This window comes from Pacificibacter maritimus (genome assembly GCF_003814915.1).
In the GTDB taxonomy this organism is placed as follows: Bacteria; Pseudomonadota; Alphaproteobacteria; order Rhodobacterales; family Rhodobacteraceae; genus Celeribacter; species Celeribacter maritimus.
The window spans coordinates 60,968-80,965 of record NZ_RKQK01000004.1 but is presented as its reverse complement, the minus strand read 5'-3'; the positions used below and the strand labels follow the sequence as shown (position 1 = coordinate 80,965).

Annotated in this window: 18 protein-coding genes; 11 read left to right on the top strand and 7 right to left on the bottom strand. The window is 49.6% G+C overall.

Annotated features, from left to right (window positions below; translation table 11 throughout):
* Nucleotides 1-14: 14 nt before the first annotated feature.
* Together hemH and EDD53_RS11900 are read right to left on the bottom strand one after the other, a co-directional pair.
* Nucleotides 15-1,091 (bottom strand): ferrochelatase, encoded by a 1,077-nt coding sequence (gene hemH, locus EDD53_RS11905; protein WP_123793925.1) that lies wholly within the window; start codon nt 1,089-1,091, stop codon nt 15-17.
* 60 nt (nt 1,092-1,151) lie between these two features.
* Nucleotides 1,152-1,988 (bottom strand): methyltransferase domain-containing protein, encoded by an 837-nt coding sequence (locus EDD53_RS11900; RefSeq protein ID WP_123793539.1) that lies wholly within the window; start codon nt 1,986-1,988, stop codon nt 1,152-1,154.
* A 48-nt stretch (nt 1,989-2,036) separates the two neighbouring features.
* On the opposite strand from EDD53_RS11900, the gene EDD53_RS11895 reads away from it, so the two are divergent.
* The 4 genes from EDD53_RS11895 to EDD53_RS11880 are packed head-to-tail and all read left to right on the top strand — an operon-like array spanning nt 2,037 to nt 4,333.
* Nucleotides 2,037-2,750 carry a ComFC family protein gene (locus tag EDD53_RS11895; RefSeq protein ID WP_123793537.1) on the top strand — a complete coding sequence of 238 codons (714 nt, stop codon included), beginning with the start codon at nt 2,037-2,039 and terminating at the stop codon, nt 2,748-2,750.
* A gap of 39 nt (nt 2,751-2,789) precedes the next feature.
* Complete coding sequence (gene grxC / locus EDD53_RS11890) at nt 2,790-3,047, top strand: glutaredoxin 3 (protein ID WP_123793535.1); 258 nt, start codon at nt 2,790-2,792, stop codon at nt 3,045-3,047.
* Between the two features lie 3 nt (nt 3,048-3,050).
* The gene (locus EDD53_RS11885) at nt 3,051-3,887 is read left to right on the top strand and encodes a carbon-nitrogen hydrolase family protein (protein ID WP_123793533.1); all 837 of its coding nucleotides are present in this window, start codon (nt 3,051-3,053) and stop codon (nt 3,885-3,887) included.
* Complete coding sequence (locus EDD53_RS11880; protein ID WP_123793531.1) at nt 3,884-4,333, top strand: MarR family winged helix-turn-helix transcriptional regulator; 450 nt, start codon at nt 3,884-3,886, stop codon at nt 4,331-4,333. Before EDD53_RS11885 ends, EDD53_RS11880 begins: the two co-directional genes overlap by 4 nt.
* Before the next feature lie 8 nt (nt 4,334-4,341).
* On the opposite strand, the gene ubiG is transcribed toward EDD53_RS11880, so the two are convergent.
* A complete protein-coding gene (gene ubiG, locus EDD53_RS11875) occupies nt 4,342-5,088 on the bottom strand; it encodes a bifunctional 2-polyprenyl-6-hydroxyphenol methylase/3-demethylubiquinol 3-O-methyltransferase UbiG (protein WP_123793529.1) in 747 nt (248 codons plus the stop codon).
* Between the two features lie 83 nt (nt 5,089-5,171).
* On the opposite strand from ubiG, the gene pip reads away from it, so the two are divergent.
* The 5 genes from pip (at nt 5,172) to infB (ending at nt 11,698) form a co-directional block, all read left to right on the top strand.
* A complete protein-coding gene (gene pip, locus EDD53_RS11870; RefSeq protein ID WP_123793527.1) occupies nt 5,172-6,161 on the top strand; it encodes a prolyl aminopeptidase in 990 nt (329 codons plus the stop codon).
* 155 nt (nt 6,162-6,316) lie between these two features.
* A complete protein-coding gene (gene rimP, locus EDD53_RS11865) occupies nt 6,317-6,916 on the top strand; it encodes a ribosome maturation factor RimP (RefSeq protein ID WP_123793525.1) in 600 nt (199 codons plus the stop codon).
* 3 nt (nt 6,917-6,919) lie between these two features.
* On the top strand, nt 6,920-8,533 hold the full coding sequence (gene nusA / locus EDD53_RS11860; protein ID WP_123793523.1) for a transcription termination factor NusA: 1,614 nt from the start codon (nt 6,920-6,922) through the stop codon (nt 8,531-8,533).
* A 22-nt stretch (nt 8,534-8,555) separates the two neighbouring features.
* Nucleotides 8,556-9,188, top strand: a complete 633-nt coding sequence (locus EDD53_RS11855; RefSeq protein WP_123793521.1) for an RNA-binding protein — start codon at nt 8,556-8,558, stop codon at nt 9,186-9,188.
* Nucleotides 9,185-11,698: a translation initiation factor IF-2 gene (gene infB, locus EDD53_RS11850; RefSeq protein ID WP_123793519.1), complete on the top strand. Its 2,514-nt coding sequence runs from the start codon at nt 9,185-9,187 to the stop codon at nt 11,696-11,698. Before EDD53_RS11855 ends, infB begins: the two co-directional genes overlap by 4 nt.
* A 367-nt stretch (nt 11,699-12,065) precedes the next feature.
* On the opposite strand, the gene mutT is transcribed toward infB, so the two are convergent.
* The 3 genes from mutT to EDD53_RS11835 are packed head-to-tail and all read right to left on the bottom strand — an operon-like array spanning nt 12,066 to nt 14,597.
* Nucleotides 12,066-12,464 (bottom strand): 8-oxo-dGTP diphosphatase MutT, encoded by a 399-nt coding sequence (gene mutT / locus EDD53_RS11845; protein WP_123793517.1) that lies wholly within the window; start codon nt 12,462-12,464, stop codon nt 12,066-12,068.
* Nucleotides 12,465-12,472: 8 nt separating this feature from the next.
* Nucleotides 12,473-13,717 carry a bifunctional glutamate N-acetyltransferase/amino-acid acetyltransferase ArgJ gene (argJ, locus tag EDD53_RS11840; protein ID WP_123793515.1) on the bottom strand — a complete coding sequence of 415 codons (1,245 nt, stop codon included), beginning with the start codon at nt 13,715-13,717 and terminating at the stop codon, nt 12,473-12,475.
* A gap of 37 nt (nt 13,718-13,754) precedes the next feature.
* Complete coding sequence (locus EDD53_RS11835; RefSeq protein WP_123793513.1) at nt 13,755-14,597, bottom strand: peptidylprolyl isomerase; 843 nt, start codon at nt 14,595-14,597, stop codon at nt 13,755-13,757.
* A 179-nt stretch (nt 14,598-14,776) separates the two neighbouring features.
* Here EDD53_RS11835 and secA point away from each other — a divergent pair, with 179 nt between their 5' ends.
* On the top strand, nt 14,777-17,446 hold the full coding sequence (gene secA, locus EDD53_RS11830) for a preprotein translocase subunit SecA (protein WP_123793511.1): 2,670 nt from the start codon (nt 14,777-14,779) through the stop codon (nt 17,444-17,446).
* A gap of 140 nt (nt 17,447-17,586) precedes the next feature.
* A complete protein-coding gene (locus EDD53_RS11825; RefSeq protein ID WP_170162751.1) occupies nt 17,587-19,161 on the top strand; it encodes a phosphate ABC transporter substrate-binding/OmpA family protein in 1,575 nt (524 codons plus the stop codon).
* Here the strand turns inward: EDD53_RS11825 and radC are convergent.
* Nucleotides 19,152-19,919 (bottom strand): RadC family protein, encoded by a 768-nt coding sequence (gene radC / locus EDD53_RS11820; RefSeq protein WP_123793507.1) that lies wholly within the window; start codon nt 19,917-19,919, stop codon nt 19,152-19,154. The genes EDD53_RS11825 and radC overlap by 10 nt on opposite strands.
* Nucleotides 19,920-19,998 lie beyond the last annotated feature (79 nt).

The following is a 19,998-nucleotide window of genomic DNA, read 5'->3' as shown; positions in this document are numbered from 1 at the left end:
TTAATTATAAAGCCTTAAGTCCAACCTTTTAGGTTTTCTTCGATGACTTGGGTTAAGACATCAATGTGGGCCTCATCATCGTTGAGGCAGGGGATGTATAAAAAATCTTCCCCTCCAGCTTCTTCAAAGCTCTCTTTGATTTCTTCGTTGATTTCTTCGAGTGTCTCAATGCAATCCGCTGAAAATGCTGGGGCACAGACAGCAATACTTTTGTTACCAGCCTCTGCTTGTCTTGCAACCTCTTCAACCGTGTAAGGTTGAAGCCATTCTTCAGGGCCAAACTTCGACTGAAATGTTGTCATAATTTCTGTATCTGCCCAACCTAGACGTTCCTTGAGTAGGCGTGTGGTTTTTTGGCATTGGCAGTGATACGGGTCGCCCCCTTTGGTCAAATAGCGCGCTGGAAGACCGTGATAGGAGCAGATCAATATATTTGGCTTTTTTGCTGCACTTGCGTAGGCGCGTTCAACAGATTGAGCGAGGGCGTCTATGTATTGAGGGTTGTCAAAATAAGGAGCAACAGTCCGCGACGCTGGTTGCCAGTTTTCTTTCATGAGGGCGCGGAAAAATTCGTCGTTTGCCGTTGCCACGGTAGCCCCAGCATATTGCGGGTAGAGTGGGAAAAACAAAATTTTGGTGCATCCTTCAGCGATCATGGCAGCCACCTTGGATTTGGTGGAAGGATTTCCATACCGCATGCAGTAATCGACTACGATGTTTTCACCAAATTTAGACCCTAACTTGGCTGAAATTGCCTGATGTTGTTGTTTCGTGATCGTCAACAGAGGGCTTTCATTCGCATCGTTATTCCAAATTGTGCGGTATGCCGCTCCTGATTTCTGAGGGCGAATAGATAGAATAATGCCCTGCAAAATGGGTTGCCATTTCCAAGCGGGGTAATCGATGACACGCTTGTCCGACAGGAACTCGCTTAAATATTTGCGCATCGACCAATAATCGGTTGCGTCTGGTGTGCCCAAGTTCGCCAATAGAACGCCAATTTTTTCTTGCGGAATCTTTGGATGATCATGCAAGGCATGCGCTGGGCACTTGGCGTCGGTCGCATTTGTGTTCAGCCGTGTTGGCTTCATTGTTCCCATGGTTCGGTCCTATGTGTCGTTTGATCTAAACTGGGGCGCTGGGGCCTGAGGTCAAGTCGGGTCAGTGTCTTTTGGAATGTTGAACTCTTTTGCGCCGAGGGCATCCGCCAAACGAGTTTTGGCAGAGCCAGGCATCAAGGGTTTTGGCTGACTTGCGTCTGGTGCCCAGCCTGTCAAAAAAATCATATCGAAAGTGGCCTGCAATCGTCGGTCTGTCGAAAAGTGAGTTTGATATAATTCTTGCGCCAGCTCAAACAGTGCGCGTGACATAAATTTACGTGGACGTGCCTCTAAAGCTGATGTTTCCCCCATAGCGCGCAGTTCTTTTACCAGATGTGTGAGTGATGAAAACGTAACCCGCGTTGTGGTTTTATCTGCCACAGGAAGGGCAAATGCCGCGCGCTGCAATAGACCTCCGAGATCGCGTAGTTCGCCCATCGGCAAAACGCGCGCAGACAATCCGCCTGACAAGCGCGCTTCTGCTTGTGACAGGGATGAGCGAAGTTCATTTAGGGTTTGATCACCAAAAAAAGTCGCAATCATGAGGCCGTCAGGTGACAAAGATCGATTGCATTGAATAAGTTGCCCAACAGGATCGTTCGCCCAGTGCAGCGCCATTGCATGGATGACCAGATCATGCGCACCTTCTTTGAGGTCAATGATATCTGTGTCCTCAACGACTTTCGCATCTGGAAACCATTTTTTCCAAATTTCGGGAAAGCTTGTGACAATCGCAGGTGATCTAAACGATTTGTTAACCATATCCAGACGATGCTCTATCTCAAGCCGCGCCTCGGTGTGTAAAAAGAAATCACTAGCAATTTTGGTGGCTCTATCGCGATTGCGCACGAGCTGGGCGCGATCAACAAGATGGTCATTGGGGGGCATGTTTTATCTTCCACTGAAGTCGATCCAACTTAAGAAATTGCGCAACAAATGCAAAGCCTGAACAAGCTCTTTTATCCAATCAAATGCCTGACCTGCGACCAGTTGGTCGAGTTCGTCTATGGTCTTTGCCCGACATGTTGGGGGGAAAGCCATTTTATTGATGGCGGGTGTTGCGATATGTGCGCGACCTCATTGATCGGTGAATCGCAGGCGGGGGATCTGTGTGACGATTGTTTAACTAAACCACGGCCTTGGGCGCGCGCAGCCGCTTTAATGGTGTACCGTGGTAACGCGAAATCCATCGTCATGCGATTAAAGCATTCGGATCGCACCGATCTTGCCTATCCCGTCGGAGAGTGGTTGGCCAATTCAGCAAAGCCAATAGTCGAGCATGATACCGTGGCTGTGCCTGTGCCCATTCATTGGTTGCGGGGGTATTGGCGGCGCTACAACCAATCAATATTGCTGTCAAAACGGCTTTCTAAGGTATTAGAAATTGACCACTGCCCCAACTTGTTGGTGCGAAAACGCGCGACACGTAAGTTAGATGGGATGTCTGCCAGCGAGCGACGAGAAACTGTCGCAGGGGCCATTTCTTTTCGGGGCCAAAAGGCAAAAAGAGTGAAGGGGCGTCATGTGTTGTTGGTCGATGATGTCTTGACCACGGGCGCGACATTAACTGAATGCACCAATGCTTGCTTAGCGGCGGGAGCCAGAAAGGTTTCGGTCGCGGTGCTTGCACGCGTTGCGAAGAAAAACTAAATCCGTATAGTCCTGCACAACAGTAAAAGGACTTACAATATGCAAGCTGTAACGCTTTACACGACACCAATTTGCCCTTTTTGCATTGCAGCTAAAAGGCTGCTCGATAGCAAAAATGTACAGTATACTGATATTGACGTGATGAACGCCCCTGATCGTCGTCAAGAGATGATGCAGCGAGCGTCTGGTCGTCACACAGTTCCACAAATTTTTGTCGGCTCAACTCATGTTGGTGGCTGCGATGAGTTGCATGAATTGGAGCGCGCAGGCAAGCTTGACACTTTGCTTGCTGGATAAGTCATGTTCACCGCAGGTTTGATAACTTTAAATTCTGGTGATGACCCAGATGAAAATCTGCGGGTAATCCTCGGATACGTCCGAAAGGCTGCACAGCAAGGGGCGCAAATCGTTTGCACGCCCGAAGTGAGCAATTGTGTTTCGACATCTCGCAAGCATCAGCAGAAAGTTCTGCAAACGCAAGACAAGGATACCACGCTCAAGTCTTTACAAGAAGAGGCTCTAACACTCGGTATTTGGCTTCTTATCGGGTCATTAGCATTGAAATCAAATAGTGCTGATGGCCGATTTGTAAATCGATCCTTTTTGATAGCGCCTGACGGAAGTATCCACGCATGCTACGATAAAATTCACATGTTTGATGTCACACTTGGTGCTGATGAAGTTTACAAAGAATCCGATGGTTACAGACCGGGTGATGATGCTGTTATTGCCGATACTGCGCTGGGCGCATTTGGTATGACTGTTTGCTATGATTTAAGGTTTCCAACGCTGTATCGTAAGCTTGCACAGGCTGGGGCGCAAATTTTTACGATTCCCGCAGCGTTTTCACAGACAACAGGCGCAGCACATTGGGAAGTATTGCTGCGGGCGCGTGCTATAGAAACGGGTAGTATTGTGATTGCGCCAGCTCAGACAGGGTTACATACCTCAAAAGGTAGCAAAGGTCGTAGCACATATGGTCATAGTATGGTGATTTCGCCATGGGGCGAAATCCTTTATGATGGCGAGCAGAGCTGTGGTGTTGGGGTCGTTGAGATTGATTTGGAAGATGTTGAAAAGGCGCGCAAAGCTATTCCATCTTTGCAACATGATAGAGCATTCGAGGTGCGAAAATGAGGTCCACATCTGGGTCAGACTCTCTGGCAGTTGCTTTGTTTTCTGAAATTTTTATGGCCGATCAGTTGGCGCGCAACCGACTCACAAAAGCTTTGCCTAAAGGTATGGAGATTAGCCACTTTTCTGTTTTAAATCACCTTGCGCGGTCAGGGGATGAGCGGTCGCCTGCTCAGCTTGCGCGGGCTTTTCATGTGACGCGTGGCGCGATGACAAATACCTTGAATAAGCTGGAATGGGCTGGACATATCCACATTCGGCCTGATTGGGATGACGCACGGCGTAAGTTTGTTTCGATTTCTCCATCAGGCACTGCCGCACGTGATGCCGCATTGGCAGCCATTACCCCTATCTTAACGCAGGTTGTTGAAGCCATTGGTCAAGATAGGGTGAAAAACGCACTCCCAGTCTTGCGTGAAATGCGTATTCGCCTTGAAGATGATACTTAGATTAGACCCTAAACTGGCTTAATCGATGCAGTTACATAATTCACCGACAAATCTTTGTCTGATAATGACCAAGACCAAAGTACAGGATTAAAAACGAATCCTTTTCGATCAACTGGCTGTAAATTGGCAGTCGTGATCAAGTCGTACAACTCATCAGGCGTTATGAATTTATTCCATTCATGCGTGCCGCGTGGCAACCACCGCATGACGACCTCTGCTCCGAGAATGGCAACAAAGTATGACTTTGGATTGCGATTGATAGTTGAGCAAATCATCAATCCGCCCGACTTTAGCAAATCATGACAGGCATTTAAATATGCTTCGGGGTCAGAAACATGTTCGACGACTTCCATATTGAGTACGACATCAAATTGCTCGCCTGAAGCAGCTAAGTCTTCAGCTGTTGTGTGGCGATAGTCTATCGTCAAACCTGATTGTTCCGCATGAAGACGTGCGACTGGAAGGTTCCCTGCGGCGGCATCGGCACCGACCACAGTTGCCCCAAGGCGCGCCATGGGTTCTGATAAAAGTCCCCCTCCGCAGCCGATATCCAAAAGCCGCAGCCCGTCAAAAGGTTTGTCATCACTCAAGTCACGACCAAATTCCGCAGCGATTTGAGCTGTGATGTAATCCAGACGACAGGGATTGAGCATGTGGAGGGGCTTAAATTTCCCGTTGGGATCCCACCATTCGGCGGCCATTGCCTCAAACTTTGCGACTTCAGACGGGTCTATTGTCGTGTGATGGGTTTGCATGATCCGTTCCTTCGTGTTCAATTCAGCGTAAGCTATTTTTGATCTATCACCAGCTGAGCTATCACGCTCTCTATAGGAATTCTATGAACAAGGTTTCAGGCCCAAAGAGCGCATATAGCTATCTTTACCCGCCGCTGGTGCAGTACGATCAACGTATGCTCGCGGTTGATGGGCTTCATACTATTTATGTCGAACAAAGCGGAAATCCAGATGGTATCCCTGTGGTTGTTCTTCATGGCGGCCCAGGCGGGGGCAGTAGTCCTTTTATGCGCCGCTTTTTTGACCCCGAGATCTATAGAATCATTCTATTTGACCAGCGCGGCTGTGGGCGATCAAAACCCTTTGCCGACGTCACGGACAACACAACTTGGCACCTAGTAGCAGATATCGAACAAATTCGTGCTGTTTTAAACATCGATAAGTGGATCGTTTTTGGTGGCAGTTGGGGCGCAACACTCGGCTTAGCCTATACCCAAAATCACCCCGAACGCGTTATACACCTTGTGTTGCGGGGCGTTTTTCTTGGTATGCAAGAAGAGCTAGACTGGTTCTATCAGGGTGGCGCTGGGCGATTTTGGCCCGATCTTTGGCAGGGCTTCATCGCTGATATTCCAGACGACGAGCGTAGCGATCTGATTCAAGCCTATCACAATCGCTTGTTTAGTGGTGACGTTGAAATTGAAACGCATTTTGCAAGAATTTGGTCAAAGTGGGAAAATGCGCTGGCGTCACTCGGGTCTGATGGGCGCGTAGGGGACCCTCCCGCGCAATTCGCGCGTGCCTTTGCCCGTTTGGAAAATCATTATTTCCAAAATAAGGCATTCTTTGAAACAGATGGTCAATTGTTGAAGAATGTTGAATCGATGGCCGATGTGCCCGGAACAATCGTACAAGGACGCTTCGACATGGTTTGCCCGCCCAAAGGGGCATATCGTTTGCATAAGGCTTGGCCCGCTTCGCAGTTACACATGATAGGGCAGGCGGGGCATGCATTGTCAGAAGCGGGAATAGCTGCGCAATTGGTTCACACTATGGATCAGCTAGCAAAGCAAATAAGGCTGCCCTTGCGATAGGGGTTGCAGTTTCAAGGATCACAGCGTATAGCGTGTTCAACAGCGGCGCGTTGGGAAACCCCAAGGTACCACCGAGAAATATCAACGGGCCGCGCGCCCGTTTTTTTGTGCCCTCTTAATTTAGGGTCCTGTTTGCCCGAAAGGCTTATTGGAATATGTCCGAACTGATTGCCAAAACATCGATCGACCGCCGCATGGCTGAGATCGTTGGTCCCGTTATTGAGGGAATGGGCTTTGAATTGGTGCGTATTCGTCTGATGTCATCGACAAAGTCGAAAACGCTACAGATCATGGCCGAGCGCCCTACTGGCGGTATCGAAGTTGATGAATGTGCTCAAATTTCCACAGCTGTATCAGCAGTTTTGGATGTTGAAGACCCAATTGAAGATGAGTTTACGCTGGAAGTTTCTAGCCCAGGTATCGACCGCCCTTTGACCCGTTTGAAAGATTTTGAGACTTTCGAGGGCTACGAGGCGCGCATCGAGACCGAAGAAATGTTTGATGGCCGTCGCCGCTTTAAGGGCGAATTGGCTGGTGTCGAGGACGGTGATGTTTTGATTAACATCATTGAAAACGGCGAAACTGTTACGATTGGTTTGAAATTTGACTGGTTGTCAGATGCCAAATTGATTCTGACCGATGATTTGATCGCTGAAATGCTCCGCCAACGCAAAGCGTCTGGCGCAATTGACGAAACCCAATTTGATGACGTTGAAACTGACGATGGTTCCAACGACGACCTTAGAGAGGACTGAGACATGGCAATCACCTCCGCCAACCAGCTTGAGCTACTTCAAACCGCCGAGGCTGTGGCCCGCGAAAAAATGATCGACCCCAACCTTGTTGTTGAGGCGATGGAAGAAAGCTTGGCGCGTGCAGCAAAGTCCCGATACGGCTCCGAGATGGACATTCGCGTTCACATCGACCGTAAAACAGGCAAAGCGACATTCACACGTGTGCGCACCGTTGTGGCCGACGAGGAGCTGGAAAACTATCAAGCCGAATTGACTGTCGACCAAGCCAAGCAATACATGCCTGATCCAGAAATTGGCAGCGAAATTACTGATGAAGTGCCGCCAGTCGAGCTTGGCCGTATCGCAGCACAATCTGCGAAACAGGTTATCTTGCAAAAGGTTCGCGAAGCCGAGCGTGATCGCCAGTACGACGAATTCAAAGACCGCGCAGGCACAATCATCAACGGCGTTGTGAAGCGTGAAGAATACGGCAATGTGATCGTTGATATCGGTCGCGGCGAAGGCATTTTGCGCCGCAACGAAAAGATCGGTCGTGAAACATACCGTCCGAATGATCGTGTGCGTTGCTTTATCAAAGATGTACGCCGCGAAGCGCGTGGCCCACAGGTGTTCTTGTCACGCACAGCGCCTGAGTTCATGTCTGAACTGTTCAAAATGGAAGTGCCAGAAATTTACGATGGCATCATTGAAATCAAAGCTGTTGCCCGTGATCCTGGTTCGCGTGCAAAAATAGCTGTGATTTCCAACGATGGTTCTATCGACCCTGTCGGTGCCTGTGTTGGTATGCGTGGTTCACGCGTTCAAGCCGTCGTCAACGAACTTCAGGGTGAAAAAATTGACATCATCCCATGGAACGAAGATGCGCCAACATTCCTTGTGAATGCGTTGCAGCCAGCTGAAGTTTCCAAGGTTGTTCTTGATGATGACGCCGGCAAAATCGAAGTTGTTGTGCCTGATGAGCAATTGTCACTGGCAATCGGTCGCCGTGGTCAAAACGTGCGCCTTGCATCCCAGTTGACGGGCCTTGATATCGACATTCTTACAGAGGCCGAAGAATCAGAGCGCCGTCAAAAAGAGTTTGCAATCCGCACCAAACTCTTCATGGATAACTTGGATTTGGACGAATTCTTTGCACAGCTTCTTGTGTCTGAAGGCTTCACGAACTTGGAAGAAGTTGCCTACGTTGAAGTTGACGAATTGCTTGTTATCGACGGCGTTGATGAAGCGACTGCAGGTGAACTTCAGGCGCGTGCGCGTGACGTTCTTGAAGCTGCCAATTTGAAAGCGCTCGAAAATGCGCGTGCTTTGGGCGTTCTCGACAGCTTGGTTGAATTTGACGGCCTGACACCCCAAATGATTGAAGCGCTTGCTCAAGACGATGTGAAATCACTCGAAGATTTCGCAACCTGCGCCGATTGGGAACTTGCTGGCGGATGGACAACCATCAATGGCGAGCGCCACAAAGACGAAGGATTACTAGAGAAATTTGACATGTCCTTGGAAGAGGCGCAAACGCTTGTCATGACAGCGCGCATTCAACTTGGTTGGGTTGATCCAGCCGAATTAGACGCAAGCGAAGAAGACGTAGATGGCGAAACTGAGGAGGCCGAGGCTTAAAGGCCTCAGCTTAGGTGATCTGATGCCCCGTGGTGGCCACAAAAATACAAAGGATGATGGAGAGCGCCGTTGCATTGTAACGCGCGACTCCGAGCCGCGTACTGGTCTCATCCGTTTTGTGATCGGTCCCGATGGTCAGGTCGTTCCTGACTTGGCAGAAAAACTGCCAGGTCGCGGTATCTGGGTTAGCGCTGATCGCGGGGCCTTGGATGAGGCAATTAAGAAAAAGCTGTTTGCCAAAGTGGCCAGAGCAGATGTTTCGGTGGCCGATGGCTTTGTGGATTTGATCGAAAACGGTCTAACCCAACGCGTCGTTCACCTCATTGCTTTGGCTCGAAAAGCGGGTGAAGCGGTTTGTGGTTTTGAAAAAGTAAAAGGATGGATTGCTGAGGAACGCGCGATTGTTTTGATGCAAGCCTCCGACGGATCTGAACGCGGAAAAGGCAAACTACGGACACCTGAGGGAGGCCGCTGGTTCGGCCATCTTACAAGTGCCGAATTGGGTTTGGCCTTTGGCCGTGAAACTGTGATACATGGCGCGCTCGCGCGTGGCGGTCTTTCTACAAAAGTTGTAGACGACGCCGCACGATTGATGGGTGTGCGCGAGATAAGCGGTGGAGAGCGCTCCGCCGGAAAGGGTAAGACGACGATATGAGCGATACAGATGGAAAAAAACCCCTAGGCATTCGTGGCGGCCCCGGACAAGTTAAGCAAAGCTTCTCACACGGGCGCACCAAGAGTGTTGTCGTAGAAACAAAACGCAAACGCGTTGTGGTGCCAAAAGCTGGCGCTGCAAAAACTGGTGGCGGTTCTCCACGACTTGGCGATCCTTCCAAACGTCCAGCGGGTATTTCTGATACGGAAATGGAACGCCGGATGAAAGCGCTTGCTTTCGCAAAGCAAAACGAAGCTGCAGAAGCTGAAAAACGCGCTGCAGAAGATAAATCTCGCGAAGAAGAACGTAAGCGTCGTCGTGCAGATATCGAAGCAAAAGAGCGTGAAGAAAAAGAACTTCAAGAAGCGCGTAAGCTAAAGGAAATCGAAGAAGAGCGTGCAAAGGCCGAAGCTGAAGAAGCCAAGAAACGTGCAGAAGCTCCGAAACCCGCGCCAAAAACAACTCAGGCTAAAGTGGATGACGATCCAGCTGCAGCGCAAGCTGCGGCTCAAAAAGCAACGGATCAGCGCAGCCGCCCAACACCTGCGCGCCGCGCTGACAACGACGACGCGAACCGCAATAACCGCAACAAGCAATCTGAAGATAGCCGCCGCTCTGGCAAGCTAACTGTAAATCAGGCGCTGAACGGTGGTGATGGTAAGCGTCGCTCAATGGCATCCATGAAGCGTAAGCAGGATCGTTTGCGTCAAAAGGCTATGGGCAACAATGAGCCACGCGAAAAGGTTGTTCGTGATGTTCAGGTTCCTGAAACAATTGTTGTGTCTGAATTGGCCAACCGTATGGCGGAACGCGTAGCTGATGTTGTGAAATCTCTCATGAAAATGGGTATGATGGTCACTCAAAACCAACCTATCGATGCCGATACAGCAGAACTGATCATTGAAGAATTTGGTCACCGTATCCAACGTGTCTCTGATGCGGACGTAGAGGATGTTATTCAGCAGATCGTAGATAAAGAAGAAGACCTTAAATCACGACCTCCTGTTGTTACGATCATGGGCCACGTTGACCATGGTAAAACATCACTTCTTGACGCAATCCGCAAAACCAGCGTTACAACTGGCGAAGCTGGCGGTATCACGCAGCACATCGGTGCGTATCAGGTGGCCACGGAAAGTGGCGCGGTTTTGTCCTTCCTCGATACACCTGGCCACGCGGCGTTCACATCTATGCGCTCTCGCGGTGCGCAAGTGACAGATATCGTTATTCTTGTTGTGTCTGCTGATGACTCGGTCATGCCACAAACGATCGAAGCGATCGCGCATGCCAAAGCTGCAGAAGTTCCGATGATTGTTGCGATCAACAAATGTGACAAACCAGATGCGGACCCACAAAAAGTTCGCACTGAGCTTTTGCAGCATGAAGTGATCGTGGAAGAATTCTCAGGCGATGTCCAAGACATCGAAGTCTCTGCCATCACGGGCCAAGGTCTTGATGACCTACTCGAAGCAATTGCGCTTCAAGCGGAAATTCTAGAATTGAAAGCGAACCCAGATCGCGCCGCCGAAGGTGCCGTGATCGAAGCCCAACTTGATGTGGGCCGCGGTCCTGTTGCGACGGTTTTGATCCAAAAAGGTACGCTGAAACGTGGTGATATCTTTGTTGTGGGTGAGCAGTGGGGTAAAGTCCGTGCGCTTGTGAATGACAAAGGTGAAAGGGTTGACGAAGCTGGCCCATCAGTACCTGTTGAGGTCCTTGGCCTTAATGGAACGCCTGAAGCTGGTGATGTTTTGAACGTTGTGGATACGGATGCTCAAGCGCGTGAAATCGCTGAATACCGTGCACATGCCGCAAAAGAAAAACGCGCGACCGCTGGTGCTGCAACCACATTGGATCAACTTCTTGCGAAAGCAAAAGCGGATGAAAACGTGGCAGAGCTACCAATCTTGGTCAAAGCTGATGTTCAAGGTTCTGCCGAGGCAATCATCCAAGCGATGGAAAAAATCGGTAACGATGAAGTCCGCGTTCGCGTTCTGCATTACGGTGTTGGTGCGATCACAGAAAGTGACATCGGTCTTGCAGAAGCATCTGGCGCGCCAGTGATCGGGTTTAACGTACGGGCGAACTCACCCGCACGTAGCAGCGCTAACCAAAAAGGCGTTGAGATCCGCTACTATTCAGTGATCTACGATCTTGTAGATGACGTAAAAGCGGCTGCATCTGGTCTATTGTCTGCTGAAATCCGCGAAAACTTCATCGGATACTCTGAAATCCGCGAAGTCTTTAAGGTATCTGGTGGCGTTGGCAAGGTTGCAGGGTGTCTTATCACTGAAGGTGTCGCGCGCCGCTCTGCTGGTGTACGTTTGCTGCGTGATAATGTCGTTATTCATGAAGGCACACTTAAGACGCTTAAGCGCTTCAAAGACGAAGTCAAAGAAGTTCAGTCAGGCCAAGAATGTGGTATGGCGTTTGAGAACTACGAAGACATTCGCGCAGGTGACGTGATCGAGTTGTTCGAGCGCGAAGAAGTTGTTCGCAAGCTTGACTAAGAGCTTAAAAGTCAGAATACAAAAAAGGCGGGCCACGAAGCCCGCCTTTTTTATTTGAATACCTTCGGATCCACATTTTGGTCCGGCGCAACGCCAGCTATGAAATTGGCGTGCCTTCAAAAGTTTTGCCGCCTACGCTGACAACAATCTTCCCTTGTGACGATTCCCGAACAAACAGTCCTTGAACAGAGATGTATTTTCCCATTGAGATAGAGCGCAGCATATTCAATTCCCCAGAATTAGTTTCGAATTAAGAAACAGTGTAGAGCAAAAGTGTTAATTTTGCGCATACAAATTTCACATAACCGTCATATTTCTGCTGAAATATCAGCCGAAAAAGAAAAAAAGTTGTCGAATGACCTATAGTTCACAGCCAATCGCGTAGAATCGGGATCAAGGGAACATCTGCAGCAGGCATCGGATAGTCGCACAGCGCGTTTGGCGAGACCCATTTTAGAACCTGCCCTTCTTTGGCTTCAGGGATACCAGCCCACTTTCGACAGACAAAAAGCGGCATAAGAAGGTGAAAATCGTCATAAGAATGGGATGCAAATGTAAGGGGCGCGAGGCAGGAATCCCATGTCTCAATCCCTAGCTCTTCATACAGTTCACGCACCAAGGCTTGTTCGGGCGTTTCGCCACTTTCGATTTTACCTCCAGGAAACTCCCACAGCCCTGCCATGGACTTTCCTTTGGGGCGTTGCGCTAAAAGCACACGCCCATCTGTATCAATAAGCGCGACGGCTGAAACAAGTATGACTTTCACACGACCACCTATGATCTGTAGTCAGCATTGATGGTGATGTAGCCATGCGTCAAATCGCAGGTCCACATCGTGCAATTGCGCGTGCCAAGCCCGATATCGACGCGAATAACGATGTGATCGTTTTTCATATGTGCGGCACCGGCCTCTTCAGTGTAGGAAGGGGCCGCCCAGCCGTTTTCAGCGACCAATACATCCCCGAACCAAATGGAAAGTAAATCACGATCAGCTTGCGCACCAGATTTGCCGACAGCCATAACGACTCGCCCCCAATTTGGGTCTTCGCCAGCGACAGCTGTTTTCACCAAAGGCGAATTCGCTATGGATGAAGCAATAGCGCGCGCATCTTCATTCGTTTGTGCATTTGTAACCTGTACTTCGACAAACTTGGTGGCGCCTTCGCCGTCCTTCACCACAAGGTGAGAAAGCTCCAACATGACTTCGTGCAGGGCGGTGCGAAAGGTTTTGGAGTGTTCGCTGTCGATCTCTAGCTTGGTTGCATTGCTGCGCCCTGTGGCCGCGGCAATCAATGTATCTGAAGTGGATGTGTCACTATCGACCGTGATGCAGTTGAACGTGGAATCCGTGCAGTCTGAAACTAAGGTTTGGAAATGATCTTGGTCGATTTTTGCATCGGTAAAGATATAGACGAGCATGGTCGCCATATCAGGTGCGATCATACCCGAACCCTTGGCGATACCTGCGATCTTGATCTGTTCGCCATCGATTACAATCGAACGTGCGGACCCTTTGGCAAAGGTATCTGTGGTCATGATCGCTTTGGCCGCATCAGCAATGCCACCAGCGGATTGGCCAGCTTTGAGGTCATCGATCTTTGCAATAATGCGATCCCACTTAAGCGGTTCGCCAATCACTCCAGTGGATGATGTATAGACGCGGTTTTCAGCGATATCTAAGTGTTCTGATACTGCTTGTGTAATCTTATGAACAGCATCTAGACCATTTTTGCCAGTGAAGGCGTTTGAGTTACCAGAGTTCACCAAAATAGCTGCTGGCCCTGTGGGGTCGCTACCGATTTTTGCTTGGCAATCCAGCACCGCAGCGGAGCGGGTGGAGGATTTTGTGAAGGTGCCCGCGATGACGCTGCCTGCGCAAAGTTGCGCAAGCATGACATCAGTACGGCCCTGATATTTAACACCTGCAGCCGTCGCCGCGAAGGTCACGCCATCAATAACTGGAAGATTCGGGAATCCGTCCGTTGGAGCAAGGGGAGAAATGTGGTCAATCTTGGCCATGAAAGGCATCCTTAGTATTGATGGCGTGTTGTCGCGATCAGTTGGTGATCAAAGCGTCGTTGCGGATTGCTGTTGGGTCAATGCCCTCAGTACGCTCGATTGTTGCCGCGTCTTGAAGTTGTGCAATGTTCTCGCGAATAGCAGCTTCTTCAAGGTTAGACGCTAATTCGTCACGCAAATCCTCGAGAGGCGGAACATCTTGCAATCTGCTATCCAGAAGCTTGATGACATGCCAACCAAACTGTGTTTCGACAGGTGCAGAAATTGTACCTGGCTCAAGCGCAACCACGGCGTCTTCAAATGGTGCAACCATCATGCCGGCACCAAACCAGCCTAAATCACCACCATTTGGACCCGATGGGCCTGTAGACTTTTCTTGAGCGAGTTTAGCAAAGTCAGCGCCATCTTCAAGTTCCGCGACCAATGCTGCGGCTTCTTCTTCAGTTTCAACAAGAATATGGGCGGCGTTGTATTCACGGCCAGGCTCAAATTCTGCAAACCGTTCATCATATGCAGCTTGTATATCTTCTTCCGACACAGCATTCGCGGCCGCAGCTTGAAGTGCAGCGCCAGCGATCACGATGCGTTCTTCATTCTCGATTTGTAGGGTTACGGCTTTGCTCAATTCACCGGCGGATTGTTTCAAAAGTTCTTGCTGAATCAATTGGTCCAGAATGCCATTGAACAATTGAACATCTTCAAGTTCTTGGTATTGCGCAGGCAAGCTACCGCGTGCTGCGATGACATGACCAAGTGTGATTGATGTCTCATTCACTTTGGCGACAACTGAGTCTGCAGTCAGATCTTGTGCTGACGCGCTGCTTGCGATCGAAAAGGCACCCAAAAGGGCTGCTGCGATCACATTTGTGTGGTATTTCATGCGGAATATCCTTCCTCTCGCCGCCTATTTGCGGCGTAACATTGACACTATAGACACGGCCCCTTACATCGCTTTAGGTCTGGGTAGAGGAGCCTTCGGATACGTTTTATGGCCTCGCAAGCAGCGGGGCAATCCCTCCTCTCACACGATCCTGTCAAGACGCACCGAGCGGAGAGAATATGTTGGGCATTGGAACAATTGCTAAAAAGGTTTTTGGGACCCCCAATGACCGCAAAGTGAAGGCAACGCGCCCTATTGTGGCGAAAATTAACGCATTGGAAGCTGAGTTTGAAAAACTTAGCGACGAAGGCCTGATTGCCAAGACAGAAGAATTTAAGCAACGAGTTGCTCAAGGTGAGACCTTGGATGCGCTTTTGCCCGAAGCTTTCGCCAATTGTCGCGAAGCAGCGCGACGCGCACTGGGGTTGCGGGCATTTGATACTCAGCTAATGGGCGGCATATTTTTGCACCAAGGCAATATCGCTGAAATGAAAACAGGCGAGGGTAAAACCCTAGTTGCGACGTTCCCGTCCTATTTGAATGCGCTTTCTGGAAAGGGTGTTCATGTCGTTACGGTAAATGAGTATCTAGCCAAGCGTGACAGCGAATGGATGGCGAAAGTTTTTGCAGCTTTGGGCATGACGTGTAGTGCTGTTCACTCAGAATTGTCGCCTGAAGACAAAAAGGCCGCTTATAATTGTGACGTGACTTACGCCACAAACAACGAGCTGGGTTTTGATTACCTGCGTGACAACATGAAAACTGAAATCGGTGAACTGTTGCAGCGCGGGCATAACTTTGCGATCGTTGATGAGGTCGATTCAATTTTGATCGACGAAGCGCGCACGCCGTTGATTATCTCTGGCCCGTCCGATGATCGTTCGGAACTTTACGTTACCATCGACAAACTGATCCCAGAATTGACGGACGAGCACTTTGATCTGGATGAAAAGACGCGCGGCATTTCTTTCACAGAAGCAGGTAACGAATTTCTAGAACAGCGCTTACTTGAAACTGGTATGTTGGCCGAGGGCCAATCGCTTTACGATCCCGAAAGCACCACTCTTGTACACCACGTGAACCAAGGGTTGCGCGCACATAAACTTTACCAGAACGGTACACAATATATTGTGCGCGATGGCGAAGCTATGTTGATTGATGAGCACACTGGTCGCATGATGTCTGGGCGTCGTTTGTCTGAGGGCTTGCACCAAGCTATCGAAGCGAAAGAGGGTCTTGAGATCAAGCCCGAAAACATTACGCTGGCCTCAGTCACGTTCCAAAACTATTTCCGCCTTTACGGTACCTTGTCGGGTATGACAGGGACCGCGACGACGGAAGCCGAAGAGTTCATGGAAATCTACAACCTTGGGGTTGTAGAGGTTCCCACAAATCGTCCAATTCAACGCGTTGATGAACATGACCGCGTCTACCGTACTGAGCGTGAGAAACTTGAAGCTGTGATCAAATCTGTTCGCTTTGCGAACGATAAAAAACAGCCTGTACTCGTTGGTACGACGTCGATTGAAAAATCTGAACAATTGGCCCAATTGCTCACAGCTGAGGGAATTGCCCATAACGTCTTGAATGCGCGCCATCACGAGCAAGAAGCCCAAATCGTCGCCGATGCTGGTAAACTTGGCGCTGTAACCATTGCAACAAATATGGCTGGGCGTGGTACCGATGTGCAACTTGGCGGCAACGTTGACTTGAAATTGATGGACGCTTTGGATGCAAATCCGGATGCTGATCCAGAAGCGTTGCGCGCACAAATCGAAGCAGAGCACGCAGAAGAAAAACGCCAAGTACTGGAGGCGGGCGGATTATATGTGCTTGCGACTGAGCGCCATGAATCGCGCCGTATTGATAACCAGCTGCGGGGCCGTTCTGGCCGCCAAGGTGATCCTGGCCGTTCGGTATTTTTCCTTTCTTTGGATGACGACTTGATGCGTATCTTCGGGTCGGATCGTTTGGATAAGATGCTATCATCGCTTGGTATGAAAGAAGGCGAAGCGATTGTGCACCCTTGGGTGAATAAATCGTTGGCAAAAGCCCAAGCAAAAGTCGAAGGCCGCAACTTTGACATTCGTAAGCAGCTTTTGAAGTTCGATGACGTGATGAATGACCAGCGCAAAGTCGTCTTCTCCCAGCGTCGCGAAATCATGGAATCTACCAATATTAATGATGTTGTTACAGACATGCGGCACGAGGTCATCGAAGACTTGGTGGATGCTGCTATTCCACCAAAGTCGTACCCAGAACAATGGGATGTCGATAAACTATACGTGTCTGTCCTCGAAAATCTTGGTCTTGATCTTCCAGTTAAGACTTGGGCAGAAGAAGAAGGCGTCGATGACGAAGCGATTATCGAACGTTTAATAAAAGCCTCTGACGATGCGATGGCCGAAAAAACCGCCGCGTTTGGTGATGATCAAATGCGTCAAATCGAGAAACAGTTCTTATTGCAAACCATCGACGGAAAGTGGCGCGAGCACCTTTTGACTTTGGAACACTTGCGATCCGTTGTTGGTTTCCGTGGGTATGCGCAGCGTGATCCGTTAAACGAATACAAAAACGAAAGTTTCCAATTGTTCGAAACAATGCTGGATTCTTTGCGTGTCGAAGTCACATCGAAACTGTCCAGAGTGCGTCCTATGACGGAAGAAGAGCGTCAGTCGATGTTGCAGCAAATGGTTGCGCAACAGGCCGCAAGCGCTGCGCAGCTGAAGTCTACTGCTGTTCCTGGCTTTGATGAGGAAAACCCAGAAACATGGGGTAACCCCGCTCGCAATGATGACTGTCCATGCGGGTCAGGCAAAAAATTCAAACACTGTCACGGCGCAGTGTGAACTGAAGCACTTTAGGTAATCTGAAAGATGCCGCTTGTTGAAGCGGCATTTTTTGTAAACTGTTGGCGGAACGCACTTTTGCCTTCGCTTGATTAAAAATGTATTTCCTTAGCCAATCAGGAATAAGTCAGGGCGCTGGTATGAGAGAGTTTTGTGCAATACTGGGTACGCTTGCGTTTCTATCATTCGGCATTCCGATACAGGTGTTTGCCCAAGATGTTACCCTAACCTCACGTGATGGATCTATTTCTGTATCGGGTATATTTCTGGGTTTCGATGGTGACTTTTATCGTGTCGCAACTGATTTCGGCCCCCTGACTATCGATGGCTCTGGTGTGTTATGCGAAGGTCCCGGCTGCCCTGATCTGAACAGCTTCTATCCAATCGTGCGCTTTTCGGGTGATGGTGCAGTTTCTGCATCTCTTATGCCTGCTTTGGTGTCTGCTTTTGCTGCGCGCTATGGGTATAATACCGAGGTGACAGTGGGTGAATATTCTTACAGCGTCCTTCTTACCGACGCAGCTCAAGGTCAACCAGCCGCTCAGTTCGATCTAGCACAGACATCCAGCGAAGAAGGCTTTGCCGACCTCCTTACTGAAAACACTGATATTGTAGTGTCTTTGCGTGAAGCAACTGCGCAAGAAAAAAAGTTGGCTAGATCTGAAGGTATTGGGGATCTATCAGACGCTGTGCGCGCGCGTGTTTTGGGTTTGGATGCGATTGTTCCAACTGTGTCTCTGTCCAATCCGTTGACCACAATTTCGCTCACGGATTTGGAAAAACTGCTGTCGGGAAAGGTGAAAAACTGGAAAGAAATCGGCGGTCAAGATGCCCCTGTTTCTTTGCTGTTGGATGATGAAATTCTAAGCGAAGGATCGCCCTTGCGCGCGCTTTTACCGAGTATAAAACCTGATGTCACAACCAACCAATCCTTGGTGTTGCGTAGTTCGCAAGATGCGGTCGACGCGTTAGAGCGCCATCCATATGGAATCGCATTCGGTAGACTTTCTACCGTTGGGCGGGCTAAGGTTATGGGGTTGACGGGCGCTTGCGGGTTTTACACAGATGTAAATTCTGCCGACGTTAAAACCGAAGACTACCCTTTAACCCAGCCGATGTTTTTATACACCCCAGCACGCAGACTGCCGAAAATCGCGCGTGATTTTTTAGACTACGTGCTCTCACCATCCGCCCAAATTGTCGTTGCGCGTTCTCCCTTTGTTGATCAAGCCATTGAAGAGCTTTCGTTTCGGGATCACGGTCAAAGGTTTGCCAACGCTATTCGCAACAGCGGTACAGAGATTAGTCTAGACGATTTAAAATCTCTCATTGAGACTTTGCATGGTGCGCATCGACTGTCACTGGGTTTCCGCTTTGAGGGGGGGACAGCGAAACTTGATGCACAAAGCCGATCGAATGTGCAACTCTTGGTTCGCCTGATCGAGGCAGGAGTTTATGACCGCAAGGATATGATTTTCGCCGGCTTTTCAGATGGTCAGGGGGCAGCTTTAGCTAACAAAGCCTTGTCTGTTAAGCGTGCTCAGGCTGTGCGTGCATCGATTATCGCAGCGCTGCAAAATGGGGAGGAGGGAAATTTAAACATGACTGTGCAGGGCTTCGGAGAGGCGATGCCTTTAGCCTGTGATGATGTCGCATGGGGGCGAGAATTAAACCGCCGTGTGGAAATTTGGGTGCGTGATAAAACTTATAAATAGCCAGTTGACCGAAAACTCAACTCTGTTGATTTTCCGATGATCAGGTGGTCATGTAGGTGAATGTCCAATGCGTCTGCGGCATCCCGAATTTGACTTGTCATAGTTATATCTGCATCGGATGGGGTCGGATCACCCGAGGGATGGTTGTGAACCAAAATCAGCGCTGAGGCATTTAATTCCAGCGCGCGCTTCACCACTTCGCGTGGATATACTGGGACATGATCTACGGTGCCTTTGGATTGTTCTTCATCAGCAATCAAAACGTTTTTGCGATCTAGGTAGAGAACCCTAAAGTGCTCGGTTTCACGGTGTGCCATCGTTGTATGGCAATAATCGAGCACAGCGTCCCAGCTCGAAATGACAGGCCGCTGCATGACTTTTGCCCGCGCAAGCCGATGCGCTGAGGCCTCTATCACCTTAAGGTCACGTGCGACACCGTCATCAACACCAGCGACCTCCACAAGCCGCTGAATGGGGGCGGAGAGAACTCTATTATAGTCGCCGAACTTATCTATCAAATCCTGTGCTATGGGCTTCACATCGGTGCGCGGTAGAGACCGGTATAGCACAAGCTCTAAAAGTTCGTAATCCGGCATAGCTTGCGCGCCGCCGTCAACAAAACGATCTTGAAGATTTTTCTTATGGTTTCGCAGGTAGCTTGGCGGTTTGGAGGGCAGCGCAATAGGGCGAGCCTCGTCGAGATCAAACAGCCAATGTGGCATTTCACGAAATTCTGTGGGGCGCGGATCTGTTGTCATGAGACAATTTTTCCGCCGATTCGCTAAAAATTTGGTTAATTTCCCTTAACCCGTAGATTGTGTCACGGGCTAAGGGTGG